This window comes from Streptomyces sp. NPDC056987 (assembly GCF_042673865.1).
Lineage (GTDB): Bacteria > Actinomycetota > Actinomycetes > Streptomycetales > Streptomycetaceae > Streptomyces.
Genome location: NZ_JBHURV010000028.1, coordinates 19,354 through 33,048 on the forward strand (window position 1 = coordinate 19,354; position 13,695 = coordinate 33,048).

Genomic DNA, 13,695 nt, shown 5'->3' on the forward strand with positions numbered 1-13,695 from the left:
CATCGCGGAGTCCGCGCGGTGCGACGGCACGACAGTCCGGCGGAGAGGGCAGGATTCGAACCTGCGCAGGCGGCAATTCACCCGACCAGAAAACCGGTCCCCGATAAACCACTCCGGGCACCTCTCCCTGTTCCCGGTTCCGGATATCCCCGGTGCCGGTTACGAGAATTACTCTGCCGCATCGCTCTGACGGTCCCCTGACGAAAGGCTGACGGGATCGGGCCCGTCGCGGCGGGAACCGGTCAGGGGCCGGTCAGTGTTCTATCAGTCCCCCGCCCGACGATGAAACCCCGTCCCGTCTTTCCTGACGGACCGTCTCTTGCGAGGAGAAAGAGGTATGCAATCACCTCACGACGATGCCTTGGTCAAGCGTCCGGGGGCGGGCGCGACCAAGCCTCTGGCTGCCGTGCCCGACGCGGTCCGTGCTTCCCAGGCCGGTTCGGTGGGCGCCTCCGCGTCCTTCGCCGAGCTACTGCGGCGGGTCAAGGCTGATGGGCTGCTGAACCCCGCCCCCGGCTACTACGTCGGCAAACTGGCGCTGAACACCGCGCTGTTGGCGATCGGGTTCGTGGCGTTCTTCGCGCTCGGTGACAGTTGGCTGCAACTGCTGGTCGCGGTGTGGATGGGGCTGTGCGGAGGACAGAGCGCCTTCATGTGGCACGACGCCGGACACAAGTCGATGTTCGGTACCCACTGGACGGCGTCCCTGATGGGGTACGTCCACGCGAACCTCGTCAACGGTGTGAGCTACGGGTGGTGGGTCAATCACCACAACCGGCACCACAGCCACCCCAACCACCTGGAGAAGGACCCGGACATCGGCCGGCGCACCGCGATCTTCGACATGAAGCAGTACTCCAGCCGCAGCCGCCGCGGCCGGTTCATCGTGCGGTACCAGTCCGTGCTGTTCTTCGTCCTGCTGGTGCTGGAGTCGTACAACATGCAGCGCACGGCCGTGATGACGCTGGCCAGTAACGAGGTGCGCCGGCGCTGGCTGGAGGTGGCGCTGATCACGGCGCGTGCCGTGATCTACCTGACCTGTGTGTTCACGGTGCTGCCCGTGGTGCTCGGCCTGCTGTTCATCCTCGTCCAGCAGGCCGTGCTGGGTGTCTACTTCGGGCTGATCTTCGCCCCGAACCACAAGGGCATGGCGGTGCGCGACGGCGAGGAGGAGGAGTTGGACTGGCTGGCCCGCCAGGTGCTCACCTCCCGCAACATCCGGCCGTCGCTGCTGATGGACTTTCTCTACGGGGGGCTCAACTACCAGGTGGAACACCACCTGTTCCCGGCGATGCCGCAGCGCAGCCTGCGCAGGGCGCGGGAGTTGACCCGGGAGTACTGCGCCGAACGCGGGATGCCGTACCACGAGGTGGGGTTCTGGGCGTCGTACCGCGAGGTCGCGACCTTCCTGCACAAGGTCAGCGCGCCGGCTCGCGAGGAGCGCGCCGCCGCCTGACGCCGAGGGCTCTCGGCGGCCCGGCGTACCGGAGTCTTCGGCGCCGGCCGGGGCGATCCCCACCGTATGTCCGAAGCCCCCCGCGGCCGCCCCTGACCGGCCCGCGAACGGCTCGTGGCCCGTTCGCGGGCTGTCGGGCGCCGCACCGCCGATCGGTCGCGGTCCGGCTGTGCCGTCCTTTCCCGACGGCGTCGCGCCGACCGCACCACGCCTCGCCCGCCGCGGCCTCCGCCCCGCGGTCCCCCGTAGGAAAGGTCAGCGCATCACCATGTCCGACGACACTCTCGGGGCGGTCAGACCGGCCCCGTCGGTCGCGGAGCGGCTCGACCGCCTCCCCGTCCTGCCCACCCACCGCCGGATCACCACCGTGATCGGCATCGGCCTGCTGTTCGACATGTACGAGAACAATCTGTCCGGCACGCTCTCGCAGGTGCTGCGGACGGATTTCGCCCTGACGGCGACCGATGTGAAGCTGGTCCTCGCGTCCGTTTTCCTCGGTCAGTTCTTCGGGGCCATCCTGATGGGGCGTCTCGCCGACCGTCTCGGCCGCCGCCGGGCGTTCCTGGTCAATCTGGCGATCTACTCGTTCTTCTCGTTGGCCGGGGCGTTCTCGCCGTCCGTCGGCTGGCTGATCGCGACCCGGTTCCTCGCCGGGATCGGGATCGGCGCCGAGCAGACCCTCAGTGACAGTTATCTCGCCGACGTCCTGCCCGCCCGGCACCGCGGCCGGTTGATGGCCTGGGCGTACACACTCGGGTTCTGCGGGGTCCCCGCGGTGGGCCTGACCGCCATGTGGCTGGTGCCGCTCTCGCCGTTCGGAGTGGCGGGCTGGCGCTGGCTGTTCGCGCTCGGCGCGGCCGGTTCGGCGGTGGTGTGGGCGTTGCGGCGGGGCCTGTTCGAGTCGCCTCGGTGGCTCGCGGCGGTCGGCCGGCGCGCGGAGGCCGAGGCCCTGACCGCCCGTCTGGAGGCGGAGGCCCGGAGCCTCGGCACTTCGCTGCCGGAGCCCGCGGGCCGGGACACGGCGTACCCGGCGCACGGCGCTCCGGAGCCGGGTGAGCGCACGCCGCGGGGCGACAGCGCACCGGAGCCGGGTGGCCGCACGCCGCTGGGCAAGGGAGCCGCCGCGTCCGCGCCGCCGTCCGATCCGTTCCTGCGGCAGTTGTTCTCGCCGCATCTGCGGCGCCGGACGGTGCAGTGCTGGCTGCTGTGCCTGCTCTCGACGGTCGGCTACTACGGCTTCGGCACGCTGGCCCCCCTGGTGCTGGCCGCGAAGGGCTATGACATCGTCCAGGGCCTGGGGTACACCGCGACCGTCTTCGTCGGCTATCCGGTGGGGGCGCTGCTCGCGGTGCCGTTGATGGACCGGGTCGAGCGCCGGTTCCTGGTGGCGATGTCGGCGCTCGGTATGGCGCTGGCGGGCCTGGGCTTCGCCTTCGCCGGGTCGGCGTCGACGGTCATCGCCTGCGGTTTCGCGTACACGCTGGTGAGCAATGTCTTCTCCAGCGCCTCGCACGTGTTCCTGGCCGAGCAGTATCCGACGCGGATCCGCGCCCAGGCGTCGGGGACGGCCTACTCGCTCTCCAAACTGACCGCCGCCGCCCTGCCGTTCGCGCTGCTCCCGGTCCTGGAGCGGGGCGGCCCAGGGATGCTGTTCGCGACGATCGCCGCGGCCATGGCGCTACTCGCGGCGACGGTGGTCCTGCTCGGACCGCGGACCGCGGACCGTCCGGTCGAGGCCGAGGGACCGGTCGGCTCGTCCTGATCGGGCACCCCGAAGGCCGCCGCGATGAACCGTACGAGGACATGGCGGAGTTCGGGGGCGCTGCTGCTGTACAGAGTGGTCTCCTGTGCGCACATGAGGGTTCTCCCAGGACGGGGCCGCCCCTGGTGATTCGTCGCGAATTCCGGGCGCGGCCGTGCCGAATCCAATCGGACGGTGCACGTGTGAAGTAAATTAGAGCAGACCGAAATAAGAACGAGAAGAGTTCCGGATAAGGGTCGGAACCAAGTCAGGACGGCGTCAGAATCACGTCAGGCCGCACTGTCAGAATTCATGTCGAGAACGTGCGAATGAATTGCATTTCCTGGAGGAGAGCGTGCCGGAAAGTACCTTAAGGAGCTACAAGCTTTACATAGCGGGAAAAGACGTGGACAGCGAGGAATGGGTCTACACGGTTGAGTCGCGCTCCCTTCTGGAGGATGTCTTCACCAGTGTCGGCCTGAAGCGCGAGCTGGAACGCAACCCGGACTCGGAGCTGAGCGGCCACCCCTACGTGGCGGGGCGTTGCGCCGTCGCGGGGGACACCGCCGTCGCGATGGCCAGTGAGGCCGCGGCCGCCGCCGCTCCCGGCTGGGCAGCGGTTCCGCTGGACCGGCGGATGCGGCTGGGGTCGATGTTCCGGGAGGAACTGATCCGTCAGCAGGACACCTTCACCGACATGCTGGTGGCGGAGGGGCATCCGATCAGTCTGGCCCGTTGGGAACTGAGCTGCCTGCTGCAGATCTACAGCGACGAGAGCCTCGGTTGGTACCGGGAGCAGATGCACACGGAGATCGCGCACGGGAACCGCCGGCTGATCGTCCGCCGTCAGCCCGACGGCGTCGTCGCCTTCCACCCGCCGCAGAACGCCCCGGCGCCCAGCGCCGCGCTGGCCGTGCTGGCGGTGATAGCCGGCAACGCGGTGATCGTCCGGGCGCCGCGCAGCATCGCCCTGAGCACCATGTGGCTGCTGCGCGACGTGGTGGGCCCGCTGCTGGAGGAGATCGGCGCTCCTCTCGGGGTCCTGAACGCGATCTGCGCCAACCCGGGCCGGACGCTGAACCAGTGGCTCAAGGACCCGCTGATCGACGACATCTTCTACATCGGCGGCAGCACCGAGGGGCTGCGCTTCCAGCAGGAGTGCGTGGCCCGCGGCAAGAAGCCGATCCTGGAGCTGGCCGGCAACGACGGCATCGTCGTCTGGCGCGACGCCGACATCCCCCGGGCCGCCGAGGCGATCTGCGAGGCGTTCTACGGCTCCGGTCAGATCTGCATGGTGCCCAACTACGTGCTGGCGCACCCGGAGATCGCGGAGCGCCTGATCGCCGAGGTGGCCGCGTGCGCCGCCGCCGTCCGCCCCGGCTACCCGGAGGACCCGGACGTCCTGCTGTCCCCGGTGCGCCGCAGCGAACGGTTCTTCGAACTGCTGCGCCAGTCCTACGAGCAGGGCTCCCGGCTGGTGACCGGCGGCAGCCGCACCGAGGTCGACGGCACCCCTTCCGACACCGGCGTCTTCCTCCAGCCGACCGTGCTGCGGATCGACGGCCTGGCGGACGCGCGCAAGCACGACGTGGTCCGGCAGGAGACCTTCTTCCCGCTGCTGCCCATCGTCGTGCTCGACCCGGCGGGGGACGAGGACCTCCTGGACAGCCTGATCGACTTCGTCAACGCCAACGAGTACGGGCTGCGCAACTCTCTGTGGGCGGAGTCGGACGAGGTCATCTCCTCGTTCGTCCAGCGGATCGGCAACGGCGGTCTGCTGAAGATCAACGACTCGCACATCGGCTTCCTGCCGTATCTGCCCAGCCACGGCGGCACCGGTCTGACCGGCGGCGCGTTCGGCGAGGCCAACTATCCGATGCTGAAGACCTCGCACCTCCAGGGCGTCAGTGTCGCCCGGGGTGTCCGGCCGCGGGACGCGGTCTTCGGCAGCTGACTCCCGCACTCACGACCGGAGGTCTTCCGTGCGTTCCCTCGACAACGCCCGAGAGTTGTGCCAGCAGTACCATCCGGGGCTGATCAAGGCACTGGAGAGCATTCCCTACGAAGAACGCGAGTCGACCGGCAGCCCGGTGATCGGCCTCTTCCGCGACCACGGGGGCGCGGGCCTGATGGTGCCGCGCGCGTACGGCGGTCTGGGAGCCGGCCTCCTGGACGCGATCCGGGTGCAGCGGGCGCTCGGCTCGGTGTCGCCGTCGCTCGCCGCCGCCACCGCCATGCACCACTTCACCGCGGCCATGCTGTACGAACTCGCCGATACGGCAGGGCGTCTGACGGACCGTCAGATCGCGGTGCTGGGCGGGATCGCGCCACGGCGGCTGCTGATGGCGTCCGGCTGGGCGGAGGGCAAGACCCAGCAGAACATCCTGATGCCGTCCGTGACCGCCGTGCCGTCGGGTGACAAGTACCTGCTGACCGGCAGCAAGAAGCCGTGCAGCCTGGCCGGTTCGATGGACCTGCTGACGGTGAGCATCGCCGTTCCCGGTCCGAACGGGCCCGAACTCGCCCTGGCCCTGGTGCCCGCCGACGCTCCGGGGATCTCCGTCAGCCCGTTCTGGGGCAACGATGTCCTGGCCGCCGCGGAGAGCGACGAGGTGCGGCTGGAGAACACCCCGGTCTCGGCCGACCTGGTCATCCGCACCTCCTCCGACGACCCGCACCGGCTCGACGACCTCCAGACCGCCGGCTTCGTCTGCTTCACCCTGCTGATCTCGGCCGGGTACGCGGGGGCCGCCGCCGGGCTGGTCGCCACCGTGCTGGAGCGCGGGCGCGGCAGCGAGGGCGACCGCGCGGACCTGGCCATCGGCAGCGAGGCCGCGTTCGCGCAGTTGGAGGGCGCGGCACGGGCGGTCAGGGACGGACTGGCCGGCGAGGCGGCGGTCGCCGAGGTGCTCGTCGCACGGTACGCCGCGCAGCGCGCCCTCGCCCGAGCCGCGGACCGGGCCCTGGACCTGCTCGGCGGCATCGACTTTATCCGCGGCTCGGACCACAGCCGACTGGCCATGGCCGTGCGCCCGCTGGCCTTCCACCCGCCGGGTCAGTCCTCCGCCGCCGAACCGCTGCTGTCGTGGTTCACCGGAGGCCCGCTGGAACTCTCCTGACCCCCACCCCCCTCCCTGGAGCAGCGTCATGACCACCCTGACCACCGCGACATCCGCCCCTGACACCGAGGAGCAGATCCTCGGTCTGTACCGGGCCCATCTGAGCAAGGGCCGGGCCACCGTGGCCGAACTCTTCGGCAGCCACATGGAGGTCGAGTCCTCCGGCGCCTGGCTCACCACCAGCGACGGCGAACGTTTCCTCAACGCCGGCGGCTACGGCGTCTTCCTGATGGGCGCCCGGCATCCGCTGGTCGTCGAGGCGGTCGCCCGCCAACTGCGCATCCATCCGACCGCGACCCGCATCCTGCTGGAGCCGACGGTGGCGCGGGCCGCCGAGGCGCTGCTGTCCGTGGTGCCGACCGGTCTCGAACGAGTACATTTCGCGCTGTCCGGCGCCGAGGCGGTGGAGGCCGGCCTCAAACTCGCGCGGGCCTCGGGCCGCCGCCGTACCGTCGCCATGCGGGGCGGGTACCACGGGAAGACGCTGGGCGCGCTGTCGGCCACCGCCAAGGAGGTCTACCAGAAGCCGTTCAGGCCTCTGCTGCCGGACTTCACCCATCTGCCGTTCGGTGACGCCGACGCCCTGCGGGAGGAACTCGCCGCGCACCCGGGCGAGGTGTGCGTGATCCTGGAGCCCGTCCAGGGCGAGGGCGGGGTCATCATCCCGCCCAAGGGCTATCTGCGCCAGGTCGAGGCGCTGGTGCGCGAGTACGACGGCTTCCTGATCCTCGACGAGGTCCAGTCGGGCTTCGGGCGGCTGGGCGAGTGGTGGGGCGCCGACATCGAGGGCGTACTGCCGGACGTGCTGCTGGCAGGGAAGGCGCTGGGCGGCGGGGTGGTGCCGGTCTCCGCCGTGATCGCCACCCGGCAGGCATTCCGTCCCTTCGACCTGGACCCGTACATCCACACCGGCACGTTCGCGGGCCAGCCGCTGCTGATGGCCGCGGTTCAGGGCGCGGTCCGGGCGGTCGGGGAGGAGCAGTTGGTCACCCGGGCGATGGAGCTGGGCGCCCGGCTGCTGCCCGCCATCACCGAGATCGCGCACCGCAACCTGGGCGACCTCCTCGTCGAGGTGCGCGGCAAGGGCCTGCTCATCGGGGTCGAGCTGACCGAGGCGGGACTCGCGGGCGAGCTGCTGATCGAACTCTTCAACCACGGGGTGGTGGCCAACCATTCGATGAACGGCAGCTCCGTGGTGCGCTTCACCCCGCCCGCCGTCCTCGACGACGCGGACGTCCGTCACCTGCTCGACGGTTTCGACCGGGCGACCCGCGACCTGATCCGCAATTCGACGACCATGCCCGAAGGGCGGTGATCCACCATGCGACACGTACTCCTGGAGGCCCTGGTCCCCGGCGCGAAGGCCGAGGACGTCCTGCACGCGGTGAGGCGCTGGGAGCGCTACCCCGAGCTGGCCCCGCACGTCCAGTCGACTACCGTGCACGCCACGTACCCCAAGCCCGACTGCGCGTCGAGCTGGGAACTGCACTTCCGCAGCGGCCTGCTGCGCTGGACCGAGCGGGACGAGTTCCTCGTCGACGCGCTGGAGATCCGGTTCGAGCAGACCGAGGGCGACTTCGACACCTTCCGCGGCACCTGGTCTCTCGCCCAGCGGGGTGACGACGTGACGGTGCGCTTCGAGGCGGACTTCGACTTCGGCATCCCCAGCCTCGAAGGCATCCTCGACCCGATCGCCGAGCGCGTCGTGATGGAGACCATCGCGTGGGCGGTGGCCGGGATGCACCCGGGCACCGAGATCCTCGGCGACGTCGCGGGGCCCGAGAGCGCACGGCCCGGCGCCGCCGCGCCCGCGTAGGCGGCCTCACGGGCGCGGGCAGGGTGAACGGCTCCGTCCCTGCTCCGCGCCCCACTGCACGTCCCGTCCCCCTCCCGTCCCCCTCCCCCGGACCGGCCCACAGAGGAGTCAGCCATGGACCAGGCCAATCCCTTCGAGACACCACGCACGTTCACCCTGCACCGCGCCGAGTACCTGGTGGGCCTCGCGGTGTCGACCGTCCTGATGGTCGTCCACTACGACGAGATCCGCTGGTTGCCGGCGGTGGCCCTCTTCCTGTACATCGACGTCATCGGCTATCTCCCGGGCGCGCTGGCGTTCCGGCGCAGCGGCGGCCGGCCGATCTCGAAGACGTACTACACGCTCTACAACGTCATGCACAGTCTGATCACCCAGGGCGCGGTCGTCGGTCTGTGGTGCTGGCTGATCGGCCCCGAGTGGGCGCTGCTGGTCATCCCGTTCCATCTCTGCGGCGACCGGGGCCTGTTCGGCAACTTCATGAAGTCCTACGCGCTGCCCTTCGAGCCCGTGCGGCAGCCGGGCTATCTGCGGCTGCTCGACGACCTGGGCCTCGCGCACCCCAAGCCGGTCGGACACGCGACCGATCCGATCCCGGTGGGTCATGTGCCGGCGCAGATCCCGACGCGGCCGGCCCGCTGACCGTACCCGGCACCGCGTACACCGCATCCACGACCGACCGAAGGAGAGGTCACTGCTGTGACCACCGGAACCGACCGTACACCGGACGCCGCAGGCGTCCCCGCCGCCGCGCCCCGGCCGGTCGTCCGTGAGGCCGACTGGGACGACGCCCCCGGTCTCCTCGACGGCGCCAAGAGCCTCACCCTGGGCCCCGCCGACTGCGACCTCGCCTACTGGATCACCTCCGTCGCGCAGGGCACCCTGCGCGACCGGGGCGAGACCGGCCACCACGCGGACGCGACGGTGCCCCGTTTCCTGACCGAGCCGGGTCCGCTGCGCGAGGCGCTGATCCTGGAGTTCGGCTTCCGGGGCCTGTCGGAGGAGATCGCCACCCGGCTGCTCGGCCACTACGTGGCGATCGCTCCCGGAGTGCCCGAGATGGAGTTCTACGCGACCCAGCTCATCGACGAGGCCCGGCACGCCCGGGTGTTCCGCAACCACCTGGTCGAACTGGGCATGCCGGCCGCCTCGTTGCTCCAGGACATCGAGGCGCTCTCGGCCGACTACCGCCGCGACGTCCTGCAGCCCGTCGAGGACTTCACGCTGGACGTGGTGCGCGACAAGCAGGACTTCATGGGCGGCGTCGCCGTCTTCGCCATCGTCATCGAGGGCGTGCTCGCCCCCGCCGCCGAGCTGAGCGAGCGCAAGTGGACGCCGCTGTCCCCGGCGACCGGCGAGATCTCCCGGGGCACGGCCATCGACGAGATCCGGCATCTGACCGTCGCCAGCACCATCCTCCGCGACCACCTGGCGCGCGACCCCGGGGCCCGGGACCACATCCTGGAGATCATCCAGGCCGGGGCGAAGCTCTGGGACGAAGTCCCGGACCGGGAGTACGTCATCCACCGCGAGGAACTGTTCCAGCAGGGCATGGCCGCCCACGCGGACCTGATCGGCGACTACGAGATCTGGCCCGGGGTGAAGATGCTGGACACCACACCGGAGCAGCGCTACAACATGGCTGACCGGTGGACGGAGGAGATGGCCGAGGTCCGGATGGACTACATGGGACTGCCGGTGGAAGCGCTGACGGGCGGCGGCACCGTATGAGCGGGCCCGCTCCGGCGCCCGCGGCCGTGATCGCGGGCATCGGCCGGTACCTCCCGCCGGACGTGGTCACCAACGACGACCTGTCGGCGCGGCTCGACACCTCCGACGCGTGGATCAGGTCGCGGACCGGGATCGCCTCCCGGCATGTGGTCGCGCCGGGCACGGCCACGTCGGACCTGGCGGTGGAGGCGGGCCGGCGGGCCCTGGCCTCGGCGGGCGGCGGCGCCGAGGCCGTGGTGCTCGCGACGACCACGCCGGACCAGCCCTGCCCCGCCACGGCTCCGCTGGTCGCCGACCGGCTCGGACTGCGCGGAGTCGCCGCGTTCGACGTCTCCTCGGTGTGCAGCGGCTTCCTGTACGGGCTCGCCACCTCGGCGGGGCTGATCGCCTCGGGCACGGTGGGCAGCGTCCTGCTGATCGCGGCGGACGCCTTCACCACGATCATCGACCCCGAGGACCGGGGCACCGCGGTGATCTTCGCTGACGGGGCGGGCGCCGTACTGCTGCGGGCCGGGCGGCCGGACGAACCGGGCGCTGTCGGGCGGGTCGTGCTGGGCAGCGACGGGTCGCTCGGCGGGCTGATCGAGGTGCCCGCGGGCGGATCACGGCAACGCTCCTCGCGGATCGCCCCCGAGCCGGGTGAGGAGTTCTTCCGGATGCGGGGCCGCGAGACATTCCGGCACGCGGTGGGCCGGATGACCCAGTCGTCACGGGCGGCTCTCGCGGCGGCCGGCTGGGACGGGCCGCTCGCCGCCGACCGGTTCGCCGCCCACCAGGCGAACGCCCGCATCCTCACCGCCGTCGCCGAGGAGTTGGGCATCCCGGCGGAGCGGCGATTGTCCAACATCGAGTGGACGGGCAACACGGGGGCGGCGTCGCTGGCGGTCCTGCTGGCGGAGGCGACCGCGCGCGGAACGCTGAAGGCCGGTCACCGGACGCTGCTCACCGCCTTCGGCGGAGGTCTCTCCTGGGGGGCGACCGCCCTGCTGTGGCCCGAACTCAAGACGTTCGACGACTGACGGACCCGGCGGCGCACCCGCGTCGCACCCCTCCCGCCGCACCGGGCGGCGGGCCCCGTGCCGGTCCGCGCGCCGGGCCGGCCCGACAACGAAGGATGACACCGTGTTCGAGACCCTCAAGGAAATGCTGATCAGCAAGCTCAAGGTCGCTCCCGACCAGGTCACCCCGGAGGCGACGCGGGAGGACGTCGAACTCGACTCGCTCGCCGTGGTGGAGCTGTCGCTGCTGCTGGAGAAGGAACTGGGCCTGCGGATCAGCGACGACGAGTTGCTGAAGGCGGCGACGATGCGCGACATGGCGAACCTGATGATGGAGCGGAGCGCCTCGGCATGACCTCCGGTGCCGACGTCGCGGTCACCGGCCTGGGCCTGGTGACACCGGCCGGGTGCGACACCGCCGAGACCTGGGCCGGTGTCCTCGACGGCCGGCCCACCGCGGCCCTGGATCCCGAACTGAAGGGCAACCCGGTCCAGTTGTCGTGCCGGGTGCCCGGTTTCGACGCCGACGCGCTGCTAGGCGCGCGCCGGGCGCTGCGCCTTGACCCCTTCGCACGGTTCGCTCTGGTGGCGGCCCGCGAGGCGGTCGCGGACTCCGGGCTCGACCCGGCCGGCTGGGACGGGGCGCGGGTCGGTGTGGTGCTCGGGTGCGCCGACGGCGGCCCCGGCACCGTCGAGACCCAGCACCGCACACTCCTCGACGAGGGGGCGCACCGGGTCTCCCCGTTGCTGCTGCCGATGCAGCTGCCCAACATGATGGCGGGTCAGACCGCCATCGAGTTCGGCGCCACCGGGCCCAACCTGGTGGTGGCGACGGCGTGCGCGTCGGGTGCGACGGCCATCGGGGTGGCGCGGGATCTGCTGCTGCTGAACCGGTGCGACGTGGTGCTCGCCGGGGGCGCCGAAGCGATGATCACGCCGCTGGTGATGGCGGGCTTCGCCCGCATGGGCGCGCTGTCGGGCCGCGAGGACGATCCGGGCACCGCCTCCCGCCCGTTCGACATGGGGCGGGACGGCTTCGTCGCGGCGGAGGGTGCCTCGGTGCTGGTGCTGGAGCGGACCTCGGACGCGCGGGCCAGGTCCGCCCGGATCCGCGCCCGGGTCGTCGGGTACGGGGCCAGCGCGGACGCCCATCACATGACGAGCCCGCACCCTGCGGGCAGGGGCTGCGAGGCGGCGGTACGGGCGGCGCTCGCCGACGCCGGAGCGGGCGCGGGGGACGTCGGGCACGTGAACGCGCACGGCACCTCCACCCCGCTCAACGACCTCGCCGAGGGGCGGATGCTCGGCCGACTCCTCCCGCACGGTCCGGTCGTGACCTCGACCAAGGGGGTCACGGGACACATGCTGGGTGCCGCCGGTGCCGCCGAGGCCGCGCTGACGGTGCTCGCCCTGGAGACGGGGGTGGTGCCGCCCACCGCGGGTCTGTCGACGCTCGATCCGGAGCTGGACATCGCGGTGGCGACCGCCCCGACGGCGTGCCCGGACGGGCTGGCCCTGAGCAATTCCTTCGGGTTCGGGGGGCAGAACGCCGTTCTGGCCCTGGCCAGGGCCTGACGGCCCGGCAGCCGCCGTCCCTCTCCGGTTCCGTTCCCTCCGCGCGGCCCGGCCCGGTGCCTCCCCACCCGGACCGGGCCGCGCGGGCTCCCGCACATAGCCGGTGTCGACCAGGTGCTCGCCGGGAAGCATCTGTCGGCGTGCGAGACGGTGTGGACGGCCGTGACCATATCGAAGTCGCTGACCGCGGCGTCGGTGGTGGCGACATGAGTGATCAGATTCGGGGTTCCGGAACCGCAGGTCCCGGTGAGGTGGACCTTGTATAGGTCCCAGTAGATGTCACGCTTCGCTCCGGTGCGAGCCTCGGTGTCGTAGGGGCTGACCAGGTGCTTCACTCCTGGCGGCCGGTCTTTTGGGGCGCGCCGCTGCACCTCGCCGTCAACGAGGTGGAAGTGCTGCACCCACACCTGTCGCAGGACCTCCACCTGCGGCATCGCCCGCAGCCCGGAAGGGGCGCCGGGCGAGAACACAGCTTCGAGCAGCCGCGTCCCGTCCGTTCCGATCCGCTGGCCGACCTAGGTCCGCTCGGTGCGGGCCTGGGGAAACCGGGAGTCTTCGGCGCGGGTGGTGCAGTGCCTGAACCAGTCCGGTTCGGCGACCTGGACCACCCAGTCGGGAGCGGCGACGGCGAGCGCGTTCAGCGCGGCGCGTAACGTCTCAGCGACCAACTCCAGCCAGCACAGCTCCCGCGCCGATGACAGCACGTGTGCGGAGTCGGTCCGGGCCTTGCCGCCGCCGGTGAGCAGGCCCTTGTTCCGGGGCCGCGGCCAGGATTACGTCCAGCACCCGCAGCCCGGCATCCGCCTGAACCAGCCGGTCCCGGAATTCCGGGAGCACCGAGAAATCGAACCCCGGATCAGTCAGCTCCAGCCCGAGGGCGTACTTGACGTCGGTCCGGGCCCGGACCGCCTCCGCAGCCTGCCGGCCGGTCAGCCCCTCCACGAACTGCAACACCAGTACCAGCGCAAGCCGGCCCGGCGGCCATGCCGGTTTGCCCCGCACCGGGAACAGGTCCACAAACGCCGCGTCGGTGAACAACGGCCGCAGCTCGTCCCGAATCCGGATCGCCAGGCTCGCCTTCGGAAAAGCGGCCCTGGCGACCCGCACCGTCTCTGCCGGAATCTCTCCGGATTCCATCGGCTGCATCGGCATCCGCACCCCACCCCGAACGACAACGTCGGCCTTCAGGACCACAACCAGGTCTTGAAGGCCGACGTCACGCAAGCCCCCGGATGAACCCACAGCGTCGGTTCCCCGGAGCC

At 71.1% G+C, this 13,695-nt stretch carries 11 protein-coding genes, 1 tRNA gene and 1 pseudogene; 11 read left to right on the forward strand and 2 right to left on the reverse strand.

Annotated features, from left to right (window positions below; all coding sequences use genetic code 11):
* Nucleotides 1–40: 40 nt before the first annotated feature.
* Nucleotides 41–127, reverse strand: a tRNA-OTHER gene (locus ACFTZC_RS28205).
* A 210-nt stretch (nucleotides 128–337) separates the two neighbouring features.
* On the opposite strand from ACFTZC_RS28205, the gene ACFTZC_RS28210 reads away from it, so the two are divergent.
* The 11 genes from ACFTZC_RS28210 to ACFTZC_RS28260 all read left to right on the forward strand — a co-directional run bounded on the left by ACFTZC_RS28210 (nucleotide 338) and on the right by ACFTZC_RS28260 (nucleotide 12,433).
* Complete coding sequence (locus ACFTZC_RS28210; RefSeq protein WP_382894397.1) at nucleotides 338–1,456, forward strand: fatty acid desaturase family protein; 1,119 nt, start codon at nucleotides 338–340, stop codon at nucleotides 1,454–1,456.
* 268 nt (nucleotides 1,457–1,724) lie between these two features.
* Complete coding sequence (locus ACFTZC_RS28215) at nucleotides 1,725–3,218, forward strand: MFS transporter (protein WP_382894399.1); 1,494 nt, start codon at nucleotides 1,725–1,727, stop codon at nucleotides 3,216–3,218.
* A 334-nt stretch (nucleotides 3,219–3,552) separates the two neighbouring features.
* Nucleotides 3,553–5,151 (forward strand): aldehyde dehydrogenase family protein, encoded by a 1,599-nt coding sequence (locus tag ACFTZC_RS28220; protein ID WP_382894400.1) that lies wholly within the window; start codon nucleotides 3,553–3,555, stop codon nucleotides 5,149–5,151.
* A 28-nt stretch (nucleotides 5,152–5,179) separates the two neighbouring features.
* Complete coding sequence (locus tag ACFTZC_RS28225; RefSeq protein ID WP_382894402.1) at nucleotides 5,180–6,316, forward strand: acyl-CoA dehydrogenase family protein; 1,137 nt, start codon at nucleotides 5,180–5,182, stop codon at nucleotides 6,314–6,316.
* Nucleotides 6,317–6,344: 28 nt separating this feature from the next.
* Entirely contained in the window at nucleotides 6,345–7,631 is a 1,287-nt protein-coding gene (locus ACFTZC_RS28230) for an aspartate aminotransferase family protein (RefSeq protein WP_382894404.1), read from the forward strand.
* A gap of 6 nt (nucleotides 7,632–7,637) precedes the next feature.
* Entirely contained in the window at nucleotides 7,638–8,132 is a 495-nt protein-coding gene (locus ACFTZC_RS28235) for a type II toxin-antitoxin system RatA family toxin (RefSeq protein ID WP_382894406.1), read from the forward strand.
* 114 nt (nucleotides 8,133–8,246) lie between these two features.
* Complete coding sequence (locus tag ACFTZC_RS28240) at nucleotides 8,247–8,771, forward strand: hypothetical protein (protein ID WP_382894407.1); 525 nt, start codon at nucleotides 8,247–8,249, stop codon at nucleotides 8,769–8,771.
* Nucleotides 8,772–8,828: 57 nt separating this feature from the next.
* Nucleotides 8,829–9,860, forward strand: coding sequence for a VlmB-like protein (locus ACFTZC_RS28245; protein ID WP_382894409.1), 1,032 nt, complete (start codon nucleotides 8,829–8,831; stop codon nucleotides 9,858–9,860).
* Nucleotides 9,857–10,879: a beta-ketoacyl-ACP synthase III gene (locus ACFTZC_RS28250; protein ID WP_382894411.1), complete on the forward strand. Its 1,023-nt coding sequence runs from the start codon at nucleotides 9,857–9,859 to the stop codon at nucleotides 10,877–10,879. Before ACFTZC_RS28245 ends, ACFTZC_RS28250 begins: the two co-directional genes overlap by 4 nt.
* 103 nt (nucleotides 10,880–10,982) lie before the next feature.
* Nucleotides 10,983–11,213, forward strand: coding sequence for an acyl carrier protein (locus tag ACFTZC_RS28255; protein ID WP_382894413.1), 231 nt, complete (start codon nucleotides 10,983–10,985; stop codon nucleotides 11,211–11,213).
* Nucleotides 11,210–12,433 carry a beta-ketoacyl-[acyl-carrier-protein] synthase family protein gene (locus ACFTZC_RS28260; RefSeq protein WP_382894415.1) on the forward strand — a complete coding sequence of 408 codons (1,224 nt, stop codon included), beginning with the start codon at nucleotides 11,210–11,212 and terminating at the stop codon, nucleotides 12,431–12,433. Before ACFTZC_RS28255 ends, ACFTZC_RS28260 begins: the two co-directional genes overlap by 4 nt.
* Before the next feature lie 96 nt (nucleotides 12,434–12,529).
* Here the strand turns inward: ACFTZC_RS28260 and ACFTZC_RS28265 are convergent.
* A pseudogene (locus ACFTZC_RS28265) lies at nucleotides 12,530–13,585 on the reverse strand (transposase); the annotation flags it as partial.
* Nucleotides 13,586–13,695 lie beyond the last annotated feature (110 nt).